Here is an 18,888-nt window from a genome sequence, read left to right as displayed (position 1 = left end):
GGGGAAACCGCATGAATGCTGGACGCTGCGCGCAACTTGCGCTGACCATCGCCGCCACGGCCTGCGCCGGGCTGGCCCAGGCCGACGACACCGGGCCGGCGCTGAAGGCCGGCGACGAATACATGATCGTCACCAACTACCCGAACAACCTGCACGTGGTCGATGTGGCCAGCGACACGGTGTACAAGAGCTGCGTCATGCCCGACAAGTTCGGCCCCGGCACCGCGATGATGGCGCCGGACCACCGCACCGCCTATGTGCTCAACAACCACTACGGCGACATCTACGGCATCGACCTGGACACCTGCAGGAACACCTTCCACGCCAACCTCTCCAGCGTGCCGGGCGAGGTCGGGCGGTCGATGTACTCGTTCGCCATCAGCCCCGACGGCAAGGAGGTCTACGCCACGGTCAACCCGACCCAGCGCCTGAACGACCACTACGTGGTCAAGCCGCCGCGCCTGGAGGTGTTCAGCAGCGCCGATGGCCTCGCCGCCAAGCCGGTGCGCACCTTCCCGATGCCGCGCCAGGTCTACCTGATGCGCGCCGCCGACGATGGCAGCCTGTTCGTCGCCGGGCCCGACCTCTACAAGATGGACGTCAAGACCGGCAAGTACACGGTCGCCTTGCCACTGCGCAACTGGCAGCGCAAGGGCTACAGCGCGCCGGACGTGCTCTACTTCTGGCCGCACCAGAGCCCGCGCCACGAGTTCTCGATGCTGTATACCATCGCCAGGTTCAAGGACGGGAAAGAAGACCCGGCCACCGCCGAGCCGCTGTACGGCTACCTGAGCGTCGACCTCAAGACCGGCAAGACCCATACCCAGGAGTTCGCCGACCTGACCGAGCTGTACTTCACCGGCCTGCGCTCGCCCAAGGACCCGAACCAGATCTACGGCGTGCTCAACCGCCTGGCCAAGTACGACATCAAGCAGCGCAAGCTGATCAAGGCGGCGAATCTGGACCACACTTACTATTGCGTGGCCTTCGATACCAAGGGCGACAAGCTGTACCTGGGCGGTACCTTCAACGACCTGGCGGTGTTCGACCCGCAGACCCTGGAGAAGGTGAAGAACATCAAGTTGCCTGGCGGCGACATGTCCACCACCACGCCGCAGGTGTTCATCCGCTAGACCGGTGCTGGCTTCTTCGCGGGTGAACCCGCTCCTACAGGGCATCGCATTACCCCTGTAGGAGCGGGTTCACCCGCGAAGAGGCCAGTCCAGACAACACAAAAACAACAAGAGTAAGCCCATGCCCCAGCCAAGCTACTCCCAGGGCAACCCGACCAAGCCCTTGCTCAGCCAATGCATCGGCGACGCCTTCGACAGCACCGTCGCCCGCTTCCCCGACCGCGAAGCGCTGGTGGTCCGCCACCAGGCCCTGCGCTACACCTGGCGGCAACTGGCCGAGGCGGTTGACCAGCACGCCCGCGCGCTCATGGCCCTGGGCGTGCAGGCGGGCGATCGCCTCGGCATCTGGGCGCCCAATTGCGCCGAGTGGTGCATCACCCAGTTCGCCAGCGCCAAGGTCGGTGCGATCCTGGTCAACATCAACCCGGCTTACCGCGCCAGCGAGCTCGACTACGCCCTCGGCCAGTCCGGTTGCCGCTGGGTGATCTGCGCCGATGCCTTCAAGACTTCCGACTACCACGCCATGCTGCTCGGCCTGATCCCGGGCCTTGCCGAGGGGCAGCCCGGTGCATTCACTTGCGAGCGCTTCCCCGAACTGCGCGGGGTGATCAGCCTGGCCGCCTCACCTCCGCCGGGTTTCCTGGCCTGGCAGGCCTTGCAGGCCCGCGCCGCAGCGGTCGGTTGCCAGGCACTGGCCGAGCGCGGGGCGCAGCTGCACTGCGACGACCCGATCAATATCCAGTACACCTCCGGCACCACCGGTTTCCCCAAGGGGGCGACGCTGAGCCACAGCAACATCCTCAACAACGGCTTCATGGTCGGCGAGAGCCTGGGCCTGACCGAGCACGACCGCCTGGTGGTGCCGGTGCCGCTGTACCACTGCTTTGGCATGGTCATGGCCAACCTCGGCTGCATGACCCACGGCAGCACGCTGATCTACCCCAGCGACGCCTTCGACCCGCTGGCCACGTTGCGTGCGGTGGCCGAGGAAAAGGCCACCGCGCTGTATGGCGTGCCGACCATGTTCATCGCCGAGCTCGACCACCCGCAGCGTGGCGAATTCGACCTGTCGAGCCTGCGCACCGGGATCATGGCCGGCGCCACCTGCCCGATCGAAGTCATGCGCCGGGTGATCGGCGAGATGCACATGGCCGAAGTGCAGATCGCCTATGGCATGACCGAGACCAGCCCGGTGTCGCTGCAGACCGGCCCTGATGATGACCTTGAACGTCGGGTGACCAGCGTCGGCCGCACCCAACCGCGGCTGGAGAGCAAGGTGGTCGACCACGACGACAACACCGTGCCCCGCGGCGAGATTGGCGAGCTGTGCACCCGGGGCTACAGCGTGATGCTGGGTTACTGGAACAACCCCAAGGCCACCGCCGAGAGTATCGACGAAGATGGCTGGATGCACACCGGCGACCTGGCGGTGATGGATGAACAGGGCTATGTGCGCATCGTCGGGCGCAGCAAGGACATGATCATTCGCGGTGGCGAGAACATCTATCCGCGCGAGCTGGAGGAGTTTTTCTTCACCCACCCGGCGGTGGCCGACGTGCAGGTGATCGGCGTGCCGTGCAGCCGGTATGGCGAGGAGATCGTCGCCTGGGTGCGGTTGCATCCGGGGCAGGCGGCGAGTGCGGACGAGTTGCGCGAGTGGGCGAGGGCACGGATCGCGCACTTCAAGGTGCCGCGGTACTTCCGCTTTGTCGACGAGTTCCCGATGACGGTGACGGGCAAGGTGCAGAAGTTTCGGATGCGGGAGATCAGTATCGAGGAGCTGGCTGCCAGTTGATGTGTTGCCTGTGCCGGCCCTTTCGCGGGTGAACCCGCTCCCACAGGTATCGTGCAAGGCTTGAATGCTGTGCAGTACCTGTGGGAGCGGGTTTACCCGCGAAGAGGCCGGTACAGCCAGCAGAGCACTCAGCCTTGCAGCAGGTCCGGGCTGTTGAAGTTGCTCAACCGGCGATCGTCCTCGGCACACTCCAGCCCCAGCACCGCCTCGCGCAGCAACGCCTTCTGCAAACTTCGCTCACCCGCCTCCCAGGCCTGCTCCAGCACCGGCAACACCCGGCGCGGCAAGACACTGAACATCGGCTGCCAATACCCACCCTGGCGCACCATTGCCACACTGTCGGCATCAACCGCCAGTTGCCGCAGCGCGTCGATCAGCACCCGGTCAACCAGCGGCGCATCGCACGCCAGCACCACCACCCATGCATGCCGGGCCACCTGCAACCCCGCAATCACCCCGGCCAACGGCCCGGGATAGTCCGCCTCGGCATCGCCCACCAGCTGGTCGGCGTAGGCCGCATACGCCTGCTGGTTGCGGTTGCAGGAAATCACCAGGTCATCGCTCAGCGACCGCACGCTGCGCTGCACATGCGCCACCAGCGGCTCGCCGCGCCACTCCACAAGGCCTTTGTCACGCCCGCCCATGCGCTGGCCGCGGCCGCCGGCGAGGATCAGGATGGAGCAGGGGGGCAGGGCGTCGGGCATGAAAAAGGGTTCCGGGCAGTCAATGCCGGGAACCCTCTCATTCAACGCGTGGCTTGTCCAGTCAGGCGTCACTGGGCTGGGCGTGTTGCGCTGGTGCACGGCCACGTCCTGCCACCCGCATCACCACCACGAAGAACACCGGCACGAACACCACCGCCAAAGTGGCGCTGAGCATGCCGCCGATCACCCCGGTGCCGATCGCCTGCTGGCTGGCGGAGCTGGCGCCGCTGGCGATGGCCAGCGGCACCACGCCGAGGATGAACGCCAGCGAAGTCATGACGATCGGCCGCAGGCGCAGGCGTGCGGCCTGCACGGCGGCGTCGGCGGCGTCCATGCCCTGGTCGACCAGGTGCTTGGCGAACTCGATGATCAGGATGGCGTTCTTCGCCGACAGGCCGATCAGGGTGATCAGGCCGACCTTGAAGAACACATCGTTGGGCATGCCGCGCAGGGTCACCGCCAGCACCGCGCCGAGCACGCCCAGCGGCACCACCAGCAGCACCGCGGTGGGGATCGACCAGCTTTCGTACAGGGCCGCCAGGCACAGGAACACCACCAGCAGCGACAACGCCATCAGCAGCGGCGCCTGGCTGCCGGACAGGCGCTCCTGCAGCGACAGGCCGGTCCACTCCAGGCCGGTGCCGGCCGGCAGCTGGGCGACCAGGCGCTCGATCTCGGCCATGGCCTCGCCCGAGCTGTAGCCCGCCGCCGGTTCGCCGGAAATCGCCACCGCCGGATAGCCGTTGTAGCGCGTCAGCTGCACCGGGCCGCTGACCCATCTGGCCTGCACGAAGGCGCCCAGGGGCACCATCTTGCCGCTGTTGTTGCGCACATGGATCTTCAGCAAGTCTTCCACCTGGCTGCGCTGGTCGCCCTCGGCCTGGACCACCACCCGCTGCATGCGCCCCTGGTTGGGGAAGTCGTTGACGTAGCTGGAACCCACCGCCACATCCAGCACCGAGCCGATGTCGGCGAACGACACGCCCAGGGCGTTGGCCTGGCGGCGGTCGATTTCCAGCTGCACTTGCGGGCTTTCGGCCAGCGAGGACTCGCGCACGTTGGCCAGCACCTTGCTCTTGCGCGCACCGGCCAGCAGTTGGTCGCGTGCGGCCATCAGCGTTTCGTGACCCATGCCGGCGCGGTCCTGCAGGCGGAACTCGAAACCGGTCGACTCGCCCAGGCCGTCGATCGGCGGCGGCAGCACGGAATAGGCCACGGCATCCTTGAGCTGGGTGAAGGCCATCGTGGCCCGGTCGGCGATCGACTGGGCGCTGTCATCGCGGCCCCGTTCGGACCAGTCCTTGAGCGTGGTGAAGGCCAGCGCGGCGTTCTGGCCGCTGCCGGAGAAGCTGAACCCAAGGATCACCGTGGTGTTGCCCACGCCAGGCTCTTCGGCGTTGTGCGCCTCGATCTGCGCGGCCACCTGCTCGGTGCGCATGCGGCTGGCGCCCGGCGGCAGCTGGATGTCGGTGATGGTGTAGCCCTGATCTTCGGTGGGCAGGAAGGCGCTGGGCAGCTGGCTGAAGCCATAGCCGAGCACCGCCAGCAGCACGCCATACAGCAGCAGATAGCGGCCGCTGCGCTTTAGCGCCGACAGCACCCAGTGCCGGTAGCCGTTGCTCATGGCCTCGAAGCGGCGGTTGAACCAGCCGAAGAAACCCTTGCGCTGGTGGTGCTCGCCCTTGGCCAGCGGCTTGAGCAGGGTAGCGCACAGGGCCGGGGTCAGGCTCAGGGCGAGGAACGCGGAGAACAGGATCGAAACGGCCATCGACAGCGAGAATTGCTGGTAGATCACCCCCACCGAGCCTTTCATGAAGGCCATCGGCAGGAACACCGCCACCAGCACCAGGGTGATGCCGACGATGGCGCCGCTGATCTGGCCCATGGCCTTGCGCGTGGCCTCCTTGGGCGGCAGGCCTTCCTCGGCCATGATCCGCTCGACGTTCTCCACCACGACGATGGCATCGTCGACCAGGATGCCGATGGCCAGCACCATGCCGAACAGCGTCAGCACGTTGACCGAGAAGCCCAGGGCCAGCATCACGGCGAAGGTGCCCATCAGCGCCACCGGCACCACCAGGGTCGGAATCAGCGTGTAGCGCAGGTTCTGCAGGAACAGGAACATCACCGCGAATACCAGCAGCATGGCCTCGAACAGGGTGCTGATGACCTGCTGGATCGACACCTTGACGAACGGCGAGGTGTCGTAGGGGATGTCGTACTTGACCCCTTCGGGGAAGTAGCGCGACAGCTCCTGCATCTTGGCCCGCACCAGGGTGGCGGTTTCCATGGCGTTGGCGCCGGGCGCCAGCTGCACGCTGAACGCGGTGGCCGGCTTGCCGTTCAGGCGCGTGCCGTACTGGTATTCCTGGGCGCCGATCTCGACCCGGGCGACATCGCCGACCGTGACGCTGGAGCCGTCCGGGTTGGCGCGCAGGACGATGGCGGCGAATTCCTCGGGGGTGCTCAGCTGGCCCTTGACCACCACGTTGGCGGTGATTTCCTGGGTGCCGCGGGCGGGCAGGTCGCCGATGCTGCCGGGGGCGACCTGGGCGTTCTGCGCGGCGATGGCCTCGCTGACGTCGTTGGGCGTGAGCCTGAAGCCGATCAGCTTGCGCGGGTCGATCCAGATCCGCATGGCGCGCTCGGAACCGTATAGCTGGGCCTTGCCGACACCCTTGAGGCGGCGGATCTCGTTCATCACGTTGCGCGCGAGGATATCCGACAGCGCGGTTTCATCGAGGCTGCCGTCTTCCGAGGTGAGGGTGCCGAGCATCAGGAAACCGGTGGATACCTTCTCGACCTGCAGGCCTTGCTGGGTCACCTGGCGCGGCAGGCGCGACTCGACCACCTTGAGGCGGTTCTGCACGTCGACCTGGGCCAGGTCCGGGTGGGTGCCGGGCTCGAAGGTGGCGGTGATGGTGGCGTTGCCCAGGCTGCTCTGGGACGAGAAGTACAGCAGGTTGTCGGCGCCGTTGAGCTCCTGCTCGATCAGGCTGACCACGCTCTCGTCGATGGTCGCGGCCGAGGCGCCGGGGTACACGGCGTAGATTTCCACCTGCGGCGGCGCCACGTTGGGGTACTGGGCCACCGGCAGCTGGGGGATCGCCAGGGCGCCCGCCAGCAGGATGAACAGGGCGATCACCCAGGCGAACACCGGGCGGTCGATGAAGAACTGTGGCATGGATCAGGCCCTCACTGGCCGGTGTGCTGGACGATGGGCGAGGCGCCGTCGTCGACCTGGACCTGGTCGCCGGCCTTGATGTGCTGCAGGCCCTCGACCACCACCCGTTCGCCAGGGGCCAGGCCCTCGCTGACCACCCAGCGGTCGCCCTGGGCGCTGCCCAGCAGCACCTGGCGCTCGGTGATACGGGCCTGGTCGTCGACCACCAACACCTTGGGCACCCCGGCACTGTCGCGCAGGATGGCCCGTTGCGGCACGCTCAGGCCCTTGGGCTGCAGCGCCTGCTCCAGGCGCACGCGCACGTAGCTGCCGGGCAGCAGGTCGAGGTCCGGGTTGGGGAACTCGCTGCGCAGGGTGATCTGGTTGGTGCTGGGGTCGACGCTGATGTCGGAGAACAGCAGCTTGCCCGGCAGCGGGTAGGCGCTGCCGTCATCCTGGATCAGCGTGGCGCGGGCCTGGCCGTCGTCGGCCTGCTGCAGCTCGCCGGCACGCAGGGCGCGGCGCAGGGCGTTGAGCTCGCGGGTCGACTGGGTGACGTCGGCGTGGATCGGGTCGAGCTGCTGGATGGTCGCCAGCGGCGTGCTCTCGTTCTGCCCGACCAGCGCGCCTTCGGTGACCAGGGCACGGCCGATGCGCCCGGCGATGGGCGCGGTGACCGTGGCGTAGCCGAGGTTCAGGCGTGCCCGTTCCAGCGCGGCCCTGGCCTCGGCAACGGCGGCGTCGGCCTGGAGGAAGGCCGCGCGGGCATTGTCGTATTCCTGGCGGCTCACGGCCTTGTCGTCGACCAGCTGGCGATAACGGTGCTCCTGCAGGCGCGCCTGGTACAGCGTGGCCTCGGCCTTGGCCAGGGTGGCGCGGGCGCTGTCGTGGTCGGCCTTGAACGGCGCCGGGTCGATCAGGAACAGCACATCGCCTTGCTTGACGTCGCTGCCTTCACGGTAGACGCGCTTGAGCACCACGCCGGCGACGCGGGCGCGGACTTCGGCGGTGCGCGGGGCGAGGATGCGCCCGCTCAGCTCGGTGCTGATGGCCAGCGGCTGCAGTTGCAGGGTTTCGACCCGCACCTGGGGCGTGGGTTGCTGGTCGTCTTGTTCTGCCGCATCGTTGCAGCCGGCCAGGGGCAGAGAGAGCAGCAGCACCAGCGCCAGGGGGCGCAGGTGTGGGGGGAGGGTGATAGGCATGCGGATCTTCCGATGATGACCTGGCGTATCGTAAGGCAAGGGGTGGCCGGCTGGCTGTTAACAGCTGTTGGGGGTGTGTGAAAAAGTGTTAAGAAGACGCCTGCCGGTTCGCAGGGTTCTATATTCTGCATGAACCTGTTCCGGCCTCTTCGCGGGCAAGCCCGCTCCCACGCGGTCCCTGTGGGAGCGGGTTCACCCGCGAAGAGGCCGGCAAAGATATCCTCAATTTCCCTGTAAACCTTATGCCCAACATTCTCCTGGTCGAAGACGACAGCGCACTGTCCGAGCTGATCGCCAGCTACCTGCAACGCAACGATTTCCACGTCCGGGTGATCGCCCGAGGCGACCACGTGCTCGAAGCCTTCACCCAGGACAGGCCCGACCTGGTGATTCTCGACCTGATGCTCCCGGGCATCGATGGCCTGCAGCTGTGCCGCCTGCTGCGCCAGGCCTCGCAGAGCTTGCCGATCCTGATGCTGACCGCCCGCGACGACAGCCACGACCAGGTGCTGGGCCTGGAGATGGGCGCCGACGACTACGTCACCAAACCCTGCGAACCCCGCGTGCTGCTGGCCCGGGTGCGCACCTTGCTGCGCCGCAGCAGCGTCAACGAGCCGCGCCTGGACAGCCACCGGATCCTCATTGGCGGCCTGCGCATCGACCTGGCCGAGCGCCTGGTCAGCTGGCGCGGCGAGGAAGTGGAGCTGTCCAGCGGCGAATACAACCTGTTGGTGGTGCTGGCGCGCAATGCCGGCGTGGTGCTCAGCCGCGACCGCATTCTCCAGCAACTGCGCGGCATCGAGTTCAACGGCACCGACCGCTCGGTGGATGTGGCCATCTCCAAGCTGCGCCGCAAGTTCGACGACAACGGCGGCGAAGCCCGCAAGATCAAGACCGTGTGGGGCAAGGGCTACCTGTTCAGCCGCGTCGAGTGGGAGTGCTGAGCGAGCATGCTGAAGATCCTGGTGCGCCTGTACCTGGTGATCATCGTCGCCTATGCAGGGGCCTTGCTGTTGATCCCCGACACCATCGTCGGGCTGTTCCACGACCGCTTCATGGCCTACAACCTCGACCAGGCCAAGGGCGTGCAGTCGCTGATCGTCCGCCAGTTCCGCCAGGCCCCTCGCGAACAGTGGCCGGCGGTGGAGCAGGAGCTGGCCAAGGTATTCGCACCGTTGGAAGTCGAGCTGCTGCGTAGCCAGGATGCCGGCCTCAGCCTGCAGGAGCAGGCACGCCTGGAGCATGGCCTGTATGCCGTGCGCATTGGCGATTGGGGTTATTACGAAACGGTGCTGGCACCGCTGGACAAGGACTGGCTGGTGAGCCTGCATTCGCCGCCGGACCCGCTGGACATCAACGTGCTGTCCTGGGGCGTGACGGTGCTGATCGGCGCCGTCATGCTCGGCTGCCTGCTGCTGTGGGTGTGGCCGCACTGGCGTGACCTGGAGCGGCTCAAGGAGACCGCGCGGCGCCTGGGCCAGGGGCAGATGGCCGAGCGCACGCACATCTCGGCGCATTCCAACATCGGCGAACTGGCCGGGGTGTTCGACACCATGGCCAGCGACCTGGAGCGCCACGTCAACCAGCAGCGCGAGCTGCTCAACGCGGTGTCCCATGAGTTGCGCACGCCCTTGACGCGCTTGGACTTCGGCCTGGTGCTGCTGTTCGACGAAGTGCCGCCAACCAGCCGCAAGCGCCTGCTGGAACTGGTCGGGCATGTGCGCGAACTGGACGAACTGGTGCTCGAGCTGCTGTCGTACAGCCGGTTGTACAACGCCGACCAGGCCCGCGAGCGGGTAGAAGTGTCGTTGCTGGAGCTGGTCGACAGCGTGCTTGGCGGGTTTGCCGAAGAGCTCGACACGCGGGGTATCCAGTGGGAAGTGCAGGCCGAGGGCAACCTGCCACGCTTCGTGCTGGACCCGCGCCTGACCGCCCGTGCGGTACAGAACCTGGTGCGCAATGCCATGCGCTATTGCGACCAGAGCCTGATGCTGCGCTTGCGCCTGGAAGAGGATGGCGCCTGCCTGCTGACGGTGGAGGATGACGGGATCGGCATTCCGGTGGAGGAGCGCGAGCGGATTTTCCAGCCGTTCTATCGGCTGGACCGGAGTCGGGATCGCAATACCGGTGGGTTTGGGCTGGGGTTGGCGATCAGCCGGCGGGCAATCGAGGGGCAGGGTGGGACTTTGACCGTGGCTCAATCGGCGTTGGGTGGGGCGCAGTTCAGAATTCGCTTGCCTGCGGGTGGGTAGGTTGGCAGGCCCGGCCCTTTCGCGGGTAAACCCGCTCCCACAGGTACCGTACAGCAGGGCCGGGCCTGCTAACTGTTCTCTGCCAACTTGGCGCTCCACATCACTACCTGATCCTTGCCACTGTGCTTGGCCTCATACAGCGCCTGGTCCGCCCGCACCAGCGCCATGCTCAGGCTGTCTCCCGCCTCAACCCGCGCCAGCCCGATGCTGATGGTTACCGGCGGCTCGCCCAGGTCCTCCCGTACACGCTCGCACAACGCCCCCACCCGTTGCTCGGCACCAGGCTGGTCGAGCCCGTCGAACAACACCGCGAACTCCTCGCCGCCGAGCCGGGCGAACTCATGCCCGGCCACGGCGGCCTTGATGTGCACCGCCACCCGCTTGAGCACCTCGTCGCCCACGTCATGCCCGAAGCGGTCGTTGACCCGTTTGAAATTGTCGATGTCGATCATCGCCAGGAACTGGCCGGGCGTTGCCAGGCGCAGCTGGCGTTCGGCCTTGGCCATGAACGAGCGGCGGTTGGGGATGTCGGTGAGGGCGTCGACGTAGGCCTGCTCCAGCAGTACTTTCGACAGGTAGTAATTGTGCAGCTTGGCCTGGCGCATCTGCAGGTAGCTGTAGATCACCAGGCTGCTGAGGAACAGCGCGTAGCTGATCAGCATGGCGCCTTCGAGTTCATCGGCATCGATGCGGGTGTGGTAGAAGGGGTTGAGCATGACCCAGGTGATGGCCATGGCGCAGAAGAACGACCAGCGCCGCACGGGCAGCACCGACACGGCGTACAGCACGGTCGACACGCCGAGCACTAGCCACACGGGGCGCAGCGGCTCGGGGATGCCGTCGATCACCAGGCGCATGCCCAGGGTGATGACGCTGATGAACAGCAGGTTGAGCACGTCGAAGTGATGACTGCGGCGGGTGAAGCGCAGCACCACGGTGAGGCAGCCGAGCAGGGCGATGAACAGGTAGGACAGCCAGGTGAAGCCCTGGCCGCCGAGGAAGCTGACGATCAGGTCGAAGACCAGCCAGATGAGCAGGCTGATGCAGAACACCAGCATGCAGAACGGGCGCATCGAGTCGAATTCGTGCTGGCGGAATTCGGCGCGCAGGGCGGCGGGGGCGACCTGTTTGCGGATGTGCTCCTCGATGGTCTTGAACATCGGTGGGCTCCTTGAGGACTGTTTTGACAGGTCCGGCCTCTTCGCGGGTAAACCCGCTCCCACAGGTCTTGTGGTCGCTGCCGAACCTGTGGGAGCGGGCTTGCCCGCGAAAGGGCCGGAACAGGTTGACTCAATTTTGGGGCAGAACAGCCCGGGCCCATGGCCGATAGCGCAGGGCAAACACCGCTTCGGCATGGCACCCGCCGCTCAGCTTCGGCTCGGCCGGTTCGGCAGCAAACGCCTGCCCCGGCGCGTTCACCTGGCGAAACGCCTCGCGCACCACGCCCACCCGGCACGGCAGCGCCTGCTCGTAACCCTGGCGCACCAGCGCCGGCAAACGACCGGTCCCGGCACCGTCCTGCCACCACAGCGTCAAGCCCAGCCCGGCCAGTTGATCCAGCCAGGCGCCATAGACCCGTGGCGCCAGTTTGCCGGCAGTGAACGCGCTGAGGTGCAGCGGCTTGTCCAGCTGCCGGTTGAACCCCTGCAACTGCTCGTACAGCGCCTGGCGGCGATCAGGCTGGCGAAAATGCAGGTCGTCCAGCTCCATCGGCAGGTACCAGCCGGCCACCGGCAATTGCCAGTCCTTGCGCAGCCGCTGGTACAGGCCCAGCGAGCGGCCCAGTTGCGCCTTCCAGTAGTTGTTCAGGCCGTCGCCGTCGAGCTCGTCGATACGCCGGTAGTAGGCCGGGTCCATGTACAGCCCGAGCACCAGTTCCAGCCCCTGGGCCTGGGCTTGTCGCAAGCTGTTGGCCAGCCAGCCCCGGGGGCCGCCGAAATCACTGTCGCCATAGGCGCTCCACTGCACGATCAGGGTCTTGCCGCCTTGCGCCCGGGTGGCGCGCCACAGCTGTTGCCATTGGGCCGGGGTGACTGCGGCGTCGACGTTGAGCGGCTGGTAGAACAGGCGCTGGTCGGCCGCCGCCGGCAGGCCCACGCCAAGCATGCAGAGTGCAAGCATGCAGATGGCCAGGAAGGTACGCATCAGAAGGTCATCTCCACACCCAGCAGCACGCCGTTGGCACGCTCATAAAGGTTGCCGCCCAGGGACTGCTGGTACTCGGCGCGCACTTTCAGCGAGCCGCGGTAGGCGTTGTAGCGGTCGTCGTCGAACCACCACTGCCAGCGCACGCCGACCCCGGCGCGGGCGTCCTGGCGCCAGTCGTTGCTCGGGTCCTGGCTTGCGAACTCGAGGAAGCCATAGGGCATGATCGTCTGCGGCGAGTTGCCGGGCAGCTTCCAGGCGTGGCCTTGCTGGTAGCGCGACAGCCAGGCGTGGTCGCCGGCGCGGGTCCACCAGGCGGCGTCGAGGTAGAGGAAGCGTTCGTTCCAGTCGTCCTCGTCGATCCGCCAGTCGTTGCGCCAGGCGCCCTGGTCGAGGAACGACGCGGTGGCACGCAGCAGCAGGTCGTTGCTCGACTCGGCGTGATGGCGCAGGTCGCCCCAGTTGCCGCCGACTTTGGCTGGGCTCAGCAGCTCGCCGAGGCTCAGGCCGCTGTAATGGCTTTCGTCGATCTGCCGTTGGTGATAAAGCTCGGCATACAGGTTGAGGTTGGCCTGGCCGAACGGCTTGTAGCGCAGGCCGACCCCGGTGCCCATGCTCTGCGCATACGCGCTGCGGCTCTGGCCGCCGAACAGCACGCGGCCGTAGACCGACAAGGTGCTGCCGTTACGGCTGGGTTGCTCGCCCAGGGCGTGGTCCCACATCGCCAGTTGCACGTTCTGCGACTGTGCCCGGCGTGTCGCACCGCTGCGCTGGCCGTTGTCGAGGAACTTGTCGTTGGTCGAGGTGCCGGCCGGCGACCAGGTGCTGGCCAGGCTGACGGTATCGCGTCGCGAGAGGGCTTCGTGAGCGCGGCGCTGACGGTACTTGCGTGCCTCCAGGCTGCCGTACTCGTCGTCGCCGTCGACCAGGTGCTGTTCCACGTCGAGCACCCGGCGCAGTTCGCGGCGGGCAGCGGCGCTGTTCTCGGCTTCGTCGTAGCGCAGGGCCAGGGTTTCGCCAAGGCGGTAGTCCTCGGGGAAGTCGTGGGTGGCACGTTCCAGGTAAGGGATCGACTGGCGGCGTTGGGTCAGATCCGGCGAGCCGGCCAGGCGCATGCCGTAGTCGGCGCGGTAGCGTGGCTGCTCGGGATCGAGGCGCACGGCTTCTGCCAGCCAAGCGGTGCTTTGCGCGCTGTCGCCGGCCAGTTGCGCGGTGCTGGCGGCCGCATAGTAGTGGTCGGCACGTGGGTTGTTCGTCAATGCCTGGCGCTGGAAGCCCAGGGCGGCTTGCGGGTCACCCTGGCGCTGGGCGATGGCGGCCCCTAGCGCCCAGCCGTCGGCACTGCGGTGCGTGGCGGCGTCCCAGTAGCGGCGCGCAGCCTGGGTGTCGCCGGCATTCAACGCGCCGCGTGCGGCGGTCAGGCGGGCATTGTCGTTCCAGGCGCTGTCCGGCAGGCTGCGCCAGATCGGCAGGGCAGCTTCGGAATCACCGGCGGCTTCCAGGGCGTAGGCCAGCGGCAGGCGGTTGCCGGCGCCACCCAGGCGTTCGGCGGCCTGGTAGTAGACCACGGCTTCGCCGGGCTGGTCGGGCATGGCGCAGCGGCCCAGGGCGCGGTATTGGCCCGCCTCGCTGGGCGTGGCCGGCAGCGCCTGGCGCACGGCGTCGCACTGGCCGTTCTCCGCCAGGCGGCCGAGGAGTTGCCCGCGGGTGCCGCTGTCGACCTGCGGAATCAGGGTGAGCATGCGACGGCTGTCCAGCGGCCCATCATTGCGTGCGTAAATGTTGCCCAGGCGCTGTAGCAGTGAAGGCGTCAGGCGGCCTTGGCGACGGTCGTAGGCCTGTTCCAGCAAGGTGCGGGTGCGGTCGGCCTGGCCTTGCTGCATCAGCAGGAAGGTGGCTTGTTCGAGGGCGGCCAGGTCGCCGTTCTGGCGGTAGCGTTGTTCCCACTCGGCGGCCGTGCGGGGCTGTGGCGGTTGCACGGGGTCGCCATAAAGGCGTTGCTTGAGTATCGCGTAGGCGCGCGGTTCGGCAGTGGCGGGGCAATCGTTCAGTTGCGCGCGGGCGAGCTGCGGGTCGCGGCGCGACAGCCAGTCGACGGTTTCCAGGCAGGGGCGTTGCAGTTCGTTGCTCAGGCGCCGAACCAGCGGGGCATCGTCGCCTTCGCGGGCCAGTTCCCAGAGTTGCTGGCGTTGTTCGGGTTGCTGCAACTGCTCGGTGGGCAAGCTTTGCAGCCAACGCTGCGCCTGTTGGTTATGGCCCATGGCGATGGCGCGGCTGGCCATGGCCAGGCGTGTCTTGTTGGCGACCTCGGCGGAGGGGGCGCTCGGCAGCAGCCGGTTCAGCCCGTTCTCGTCGACCTGCTGCACGTAGGCATTGGCCAGCCGTTGCCAGTCCCGCGGCGGCAACTCGCCTTGGTCGGCCAAGGGCTGCAACTGTTCGATGGTCTCCTTCCAGTTGCGCAACTGTTCGGCAAAGCTGGCCCGTGCCAGGCGCAGCACCTGGCCGTCATCCCGGGGTGGCAGCTGGCTGAGCCAGTCCAGAGCCTTGCCGGCACCGCCGAACTTGGCCAGGCTCAGGCTGTAGGCCTGCCACAGGCGGATGCGCTGCATGCTGTCGGAGCTGGCCAGCCAAGCCTCCACCTGGCTGGCAGGGGGCGGGTCCTGCTCGATCCAGGTCAGGCGCAGTTCCAGCAGGGCGTCGGCATGCTCGGGCCCATCGTCGAGCTGTTCGGCCAGGGCCTGGGCTTCCTTGTAGCGGCGCTGGTGAGCCAAGGCCTCGACCAGCAGGGCGCGTGCTTCGTCATTGTTGGGCACGCGGCCGAGTACGTGGCGGGTCAGGCGCTCGACCTCGGCCCAGTTGTCTTTTTTCGCTTCGCGGTAGCCGCGTTCCATGAACGGGTAGCTGGTGAAACGCTGGAAGTCGGTCATCGGCGCTGCCAGCGCCGAGGAGCACAGCAGCAGGCCGGAGAGGGTCAGGGACAAGCGCGGCCTCATGCCACCTCCCGGGTCAGGTCGATGGCGGCCTGCTGCTCGCTGGCCTGTTCGGCGAGGGCCTGTTGCAGCACCGCTTCGGTAATGATGCCGCGGGCGATGAGGTGTTCGCCGAGGCTTTGGCGGTCAGGGTCGAAATCGATCAGCGCCTGGTTGAAGAGCGTCACCGGGACCATGCCGCGCACCTGCAGCAGGGCGCCCAGCATGACCTGGTGCTGGCTGACCCGTTCGAGCAGGTCGGCGTCGTCCTGATGGCGCTGCAGGACCTCCAGCATCTCGCGCGTCTCGGCGTTCTGCCAGGGGCTCGGGTAATGCTGGCGCAGGCCCAGGGTCACCCGGCCCTGGGGGGCCAGGCGGCAGCTGACCGGGCGCTTGAGCTGGCGGCTGATCACCCCCAGCGACACCTGGCTGACCGGGCTTTCGCTGGCCAGGATCAAGGTGTCGCCGTCCTCGTCGACCGGCAGCACGCCATAGTGGGTGGCCAGGCGCCGGGGCAGCTTGGCGATCAGTTGCGGGTCGAGCTTGAACGGGTTGAGCGGTGCCCAGGGCAGGTCGAGCTGTTCGGCCAGCGTCTGTACCAGCTGCTCGCTGGTCAGCCAGCCACGCAGCAGCAGTTCGCGGCCCAGGCGCCGGCGCACTGGGCTGGTGATCGCCTGTTCCAGCTGCGCCTCGCTGATGAAACCCTTCTCCACCAGGCGATGGCCCAGCGGCGTGCGCGCCGGCGAGGCCAGGGCCGGGAACTCGTGGGTGGTCTTGTCCCAGGCCACCCGGCGCGAATCGCCCATCTCCATGACCTGGCGCAGGGCGCGCAGGTTGGCGAAGAAGTTGACGAAGTTGCTCCACATCATCCGCGGTGCCGACAGCAGGCCCTCGAAGATGCCGTAGTAGCGGGTGACGAACCAGCCGCGCTGGAACAGGCGGTTGATCAGCATCAGGCCATTGAGCCAGAGCAGCACGCTGAGCAGCCGGCTGTCGCTGAGAATCGACATGAAGCGCCAGGACTCGGGGGCGATCACGGTGACCAGCCACATGGCCAGCAGCACCAGCAGCAACAGGTTGACCAGGAAGCTCAGCAGGTAGGCGAACAGCCCGCGGCGGTCACGCCAGAGAAAGTAGTTGAGCGCGCCGGTGCGGCTCCAGCCGAGGTTGCTGGTGCCCTGGAAGACGATGCCGACGATCCACCGCGATTTCTGCCGGATGGCGTGCTGCCAGTCGCGTGGAAAATGCTCGCGCACGCAGATCACCTGAGCGAACTCGCGGCTCATGCCTGGGCGCCATTCGTGCCGCAGGGCCAGGGCCGGGTCGGTGACGGAGTAGCGGGCGAAGATGCACTTCATGCCTTTTTGCTTCAGCCGAAAGCCGATGTCGTAGTCTTCGGTAAGGCTCTGCACGTCGAAGGCGATGCCGTCGCCGTCTTCCAGCAGGGCGCTGATGGCGCGACGGCTGAAGCAGGTGCCGACGCCGGCGCTGGGCACCTGGCCGGTCAGCGCCTCGCGCACGATCACGTCCTTGCCGTGGTTTTCGGCGAACTCGTCGACGTAGTGCCCGGCGGTGAAGCCTTTCCATTCCGGCGCGTAGGGGTACACCGGGATCTGGATCATGTCCTTGCCTGGCAGCAGGTAGTTGAACAGGCGCAGTTCCATGGGCGAGATGACATCTTCGGCGTCATGCAGGATGAAGCCGGCGAATTCGATGCGCGCATCGTCCTGGAAGCGCAGGATGGCGTCGATGATGTTGTTCAGGCAGTCGGCCTTGCTGGTCGGGCCAGGGCGCGCGCAGACCACCTTGTGCACGTTGGGGTAGTGCAGGCACACGGCGTCGACGTCGGCCTGGGTCTGCGGGTCGTTGGGGTAGGTGCCGACGAAGATCTGGTAGTTCTCGTAGTCCAGGGTCGAGGCGGCCAGGCGCGCCATCTCGCCGACCACGCCGACTTCGTTCCAGGCCGGGACCATGATCGCCAGGGGTTTTTCCGGCACTTCGAACAGGCGCTTCTCGTCGGCCCGCTCGTGTTTGTCGTAGATGCGTAACTGCCGGTAGAGCTTGCGCGTCCAGTAGCACAGGTCGATGAACAGGTCGTCGAGGCCGAGCAGGAACATCAGCGAGGCGAGGACGATCGCCAGGATCTTCAGGCCGAACAGCACATAGGTGAGGAAATCGATGAAAAGCAGGCTCATGCGTCGTCCCGTTTCACGGCCCGTTCCGCGAACCAGCGGCTCAGGCGTTCGGCGATGCGCTCGCTGGCGTGGCCGTCGCCGAACGGCGTGTACACCCGCGCCATGCGCGCGTAGGCCAGTGGGTCATCGAGCAGGCGGCGGGTCTCGTCGACGATGGTGTCGGTCTGGGTGCCGACCAGCTTGACCGTGCCGCCCTTGAGCACCGAGGGCCGTTCGGTGACCTTGCGCAGCACCAGCACCGGCTTGCCCAGTGCGGGGGCTTCTTCCTGCACGCCGCCGGAGTCGGTGAGGATGATGTGGGCGCGGCTCATCAGCCAGACGAAGTGCGGGTAATCCTGCGGCGCGACCAGGTGAATGTTGCCGCGGTTGGAGAGCACGCCGTACACGGCTTTTTGCACTTGCGGGTTGAGGTGCACGGGGTAGACGAACTGCACGTCCGGGTAGTGCTCGGCCAGTTGCGCCAGGGCCTGGCAGATGCGCTCGAAGCCCGGGCCGAAGTTCTCCCGGCGGTGGCCGGTGATCAGCACCATGCGTTGATCCTCGCGTAGCGCGCTCAGTGGCGAGTCGGCAGCGGGATGCCATTGCCGCTCGGCCAGGTGGTCGCGCATCCACAGCAGGGCATCGATCACCGTGTTGCCGGTGACCTCGATGTGCTCCGGCGGCACGCCCTCGCGGATCAGGTTGGCGTCGGATGCGCGGGTGGGGGTGAAGTGCAGGTCGGCGAGCACCCCGGTCAGGCGCCGGTTGGCTTCCTCGGGCCAGGGCTGTTGCAGGTTGCCGGTGCGCAGGCCGGCCTCGACGTGGCCAATCGGGATGTGCCGGTGGAAGGCGGCGAGGCTGGCGATGAAGCTGGTGGTGGTGTCGCCGTGGACCAGCACGATATCCGGCCTGACCTGGTCGCAGGCCTGGTCGAGCTTGTCCAGCAGCTCGCGGGCCAGGCCATTGAGGGTCTGGTTCTCGGTCATCACCTTGAGGTCCTGGTCGACGCTCAGGCCAAAGGCGGTCAGCACCTGCTCGAGCATCTCGCGGTGCTGGCCGGTGGAGCAGATGTGCAGATCGATGGCGGGCCATTCGCGCAGTACGCGCGCCAGCGGCGCCATCTTGATCGCTTCGGGGCGGGTTCCGAAAACCATCATCACGGTGTGAGCCATTGTCTCGTTCCTCGTTCGATGCCCTGGACGAAGGTGTACGACATATCGCGGCCTGCAGGTGAATAGATACAAGCAGCCGTAGGCGGGGTTGTCCAATGCGTCAGCGGGCGACGTCGTGTCGGGCGCGGAGGGCGCCGGACGCCAGGGGGAGGGTGTTGCGGAAACGATTGAGCTTAGCG

At 67.0% G+C, this 18,888-nt stretch carries 12 protein-coding genes; 4 read left to right on the top strand and 8 right to left on the bottom strand.

Annotation, left to right across the window (positions count from 1 at the left end; translation table 11 throughout):
* Nucleotides 1-11 precede the first annotated feature (11 nt).
* On the top strand, nucleotides 12-1,133 hold the full coding sequence (peaD, locus tag ACIP21_RS07670) for a quinohemoprotein amine dehydrogenase subunit beta (protein ID WP_400685963.1): 1,122 nt from the start codon (nucleotides 12-14) through the stop codon (nucleotides 1,131-1,133).
* A gap of 121 nt (nucleotides 1,134-1,254) precedes the next feature.
* Complete coding sequence (locus ACIP21_RS07665; protein WP_400685960.1) at nucleotides 1,255-2,928, top strand: fatty acid CoA ligase family protein; 1,674 nt, start codon at nucleotides 1,255-1,257, stop codon at nucleotides 2,926-2,928.
* A gap of 128 nt (nucleotides 2,929-3,056) precedes the next feature.
* Here ACIP21_RS07665 and mobA read toward each other — a convergent pair whose 3' ends face one another.
* The 3 genes from mobA to ACIP21_RS07650 form a co-directional block, all read right to left on the bottom strand.
* The gene (mobA, locus tag ACIP21_RS07660; RefSeq protein WP_400685958.1) at nucleotides 3,057-3,632 is read right to left on the bottom strand and encodes a molybdenum cofactor guanylyltransferase MobA; all 576 of its coding nucleotides are present in this window, start codon (nucleotides 3,630-3,632) and stop codon (nucleotides 3,057-3,059) included.
* A gap of 61 nt (nucleotides 3,633-3,693) precedes the next feature.
* Entirely contained in the window at nucleotides 3,694-6,816 is a 3,123-nt protein-coding gene (locus ACIP21_RS07655; RefSeq protein WP_400685955.1) for a multidrug efflux RND transporter permease subunit, read from the bottom strand.
* Between the two features lie 11 nt (nucleotides 6,817-6,827).
* Nucleotides 6,828-7,997: an efflux RND transporter periplasmic adaptor subunit gene (locus ACIP21_RS07650; protein ID WP_400685952.1), complete on the bottom strand. Its 1,170-nt coding sequence runs from the start codon at nucleotides 7,995-7,997 to the stop codon at nucleotides 6,828-6,830.
* 242 nt (nucleotides 7,998-8,239) lie between these two features.
* On the opposite strand from ACIP21_RS07650, the gene ACIP21_RS07645 reads away from it, so the two are divergent.
* Together ACIP21_RS07645 and ACIP21_RS07640 are read left to right on the top strand one after the other, a co-directional pair.
* Nucleotides 8,240-8,941, top strand: coding sequence for a response regulator (locus tag ACIP21_RS07645; RefSeq protein ID WP_400685949.1), 702 nt, complete (start codon nucleotides 8,240-8,242; stop codon nucleotides 8,939-8,941).
* Between the two features lie 6 nt (nucleotides 8,942-8,947).
* Nucleotides 8,948-10,249: an ATP-binding protein gene (locus ACIP21_RS07640; protein WP_400685946.1), complete on the top strand. Its 1,302-nt coding sequence runs from the start codon at nucleotides 8,948-8,950 to the stop codon at nucleotides 10,247-10,249.
* A gap of 68 nt (nucleotides 10,250-10,317) precedes the next feature.
* Here ACIP21_RS07640 and ACIP21_RS07635 read toward each other — a convergent pair whose 3' ends face one another.
* The 5 genes from ACIP21_RS07635 to wecB all read right to left on the bottom strand — a co-directional run bounded on the left by ACIP21_RS07635 (nucleotide 10,318) and on the right by wecB (nucleotide 18,709).
* Nucleotides 10,318-11,409, bottom strand: coding sequence for a diguanylate cyclase domain-containing protein (locus tag ACIP21_RS07635; protein WP_400685943.1), 1,092 nt, complete (start codon nucleotides 11,407-11,409; stop codon nucleotides 10,318-10,320).
* Between the two features lie 130 nt (nucleotides 11,410-11,539).
* Nucleotides 11,540-12,394 carry a DUF4434 family protein gene (locus tag ACIP21_RS07630; RefSeq protein ID WP_400685940.1) on the bottom strand — a complete coding sequence of 285 codons (855 nt, stop codon included), beginning with the start codon at nucleotides 12,392-12,394 and terminating at the stop codon, nucleotides 11,540-11,542.
* Nucleotides 12,394-15,387 carry a phage receptor gene (locus tag ACIP21_RS07625; protein ID WP_400685937.1) on the bottom strand — a complete coding sequence of 998 codons (2,994 nt, stop codon included), beginning with the start codon at nucleotides 15,385-15,387 and terminating at the stop codon, nucleotides 12,394-12,396. Before ACIP21_RS07625 ends, ACIP21_RS07630 begins: the two co-directional genes overlap by 1 nt.
* Nucleotides 15,384-17,558 carry a cyclic di-3',5'-guanylate-activated glycosyltransferase NrfB gene (gene nrfB / locus ACIP21_RS07620; protein WP_400685934.1) on the bottom strand — a complete coding sequence of 725 codons (2,175 nt, stop codon included), beginning with the start codon at nucleotides 17,556-17,558 and terminating at the stop codon, nucleotides 15,384-15,386. The genes ACIP21_RS07625 and nrfB overlap by 4 nt, the downstream gene beginning before the upstream one ends.
* Nucleotides 17,555-18,709, bottom strand: a complete 1,155-nt coding sequence (wecB, locus tag ACIP21_RS07615; protein ID WP_400685932.1) for a non-hydrolyzing UDP-N-acetylglucosamine 2-epimerase — start codon at nucleotides 18,707-18,709, stop codon at nucleotides 17,555-17,557. The genes nrfB and wecB overlap by 4 nt, the downstream gene beginning before the upstream one ends.
* Nucleotides 18,710-18,888: the final 179 nt, after the last annotated feature.

The sequence above is a fragment of the Pseudomonas sp. NPDC089401 genome, from assembly GCF_044749485.1.
GTDB lineage: Bacteria > Pseudomonadota > Gammaproteobacteria > Pseudomonadales > Pseudomonadaceae > Aquipseudomonas.
This window is presented reverse-complemented; position numbering and strand designations above follow the sequence as displayed.

Bases quoted from the DNA above. Each gene is read 5' to 3' on its own strand.
- peaD (WP_400685963.1), top strand. From the start codon at position 12: ATGAATGCTGGACGCTGCGCGCAACTTGCGCTGACCATCGCCGCCACG.
- ACIP21_RS07655 (WP_400685955.1), bottom strand. From the start codon at position 6,816: ATGCCACAGTTCTTCATCGACCGCCCGGTGTTCGCCTGGGTGATCGCC.
- ACIP21_RS07635 (WP_400685943.1), bottom strand. From the start codon at position 11,409: ATGTTCAAGACCATCGAGGAGCACATCCGCAAACAGGTCGCCCCCGCC.
- ACIP21_RS07650 (WP_400685952.1), bottom strand. From the start codon at position 7,997: ATGCCTATCACCCTCCCCCCACACCTGCGCCCCCTGGCGCTGGTGCTG.
- ACIP21_RS07625 (WP_400685937.1), bottom strand. From the start codon at position 15,387: ATGAGGCCGCGCTTGTCCCTGACCCTCTCCGGCCTGCTGCTGTGCTCC.
- ACIP21_RS07640 (WP_400685946.1), top strand. From the start codon at position 8,948: ATGCTGAAGATCCTGGTGCGCCTGTACCTGGTGATCATCGTCGCCTAT.
- wecB (WP_400685932.1), bottom strand. From the start codon at position 18,709: ATGGCTCACACCGTGATGATGGTTTTCGGAACCCGCCCCGAAGCGATC.
- ACIP21_RS07630 (WP_400685940.1), bottom strand. From the start codon at position 12,394: ATGCGTACCTTCCTGGCCATCTGCATGCTTGCACTCTGCATGCTTGGC.
- ACIP21_RS07665 (WP_400685960.1), top strand. From the start codon at position 1,255: ATGCCCCAGCCAAGCTACTCCCAGGGCAACCCGACCAAGCCCTTGCTC.
- nrfB (WP_400685934.1), bottom strand. From the start codon at position 17,558: ATGAGCCTGCTTTTCATCGATTTCCTCACCTATGTGCTGTTCGGCCTG.
- mobA (WP_400685958.1), bottom strand. From the start codon at position 3,632: ATGCCCGACGCCCTGCCCCCCTGCTCCATCCTGATCCTCGCCGGCGGC.
- ACIP21_RS07645 (WP_400685949.1), top strand. From the start codon at position 8,240: ATGCCCAACATTCTCCTGGTCGAAGACGACAGCGCACTGTCCGAGCTG.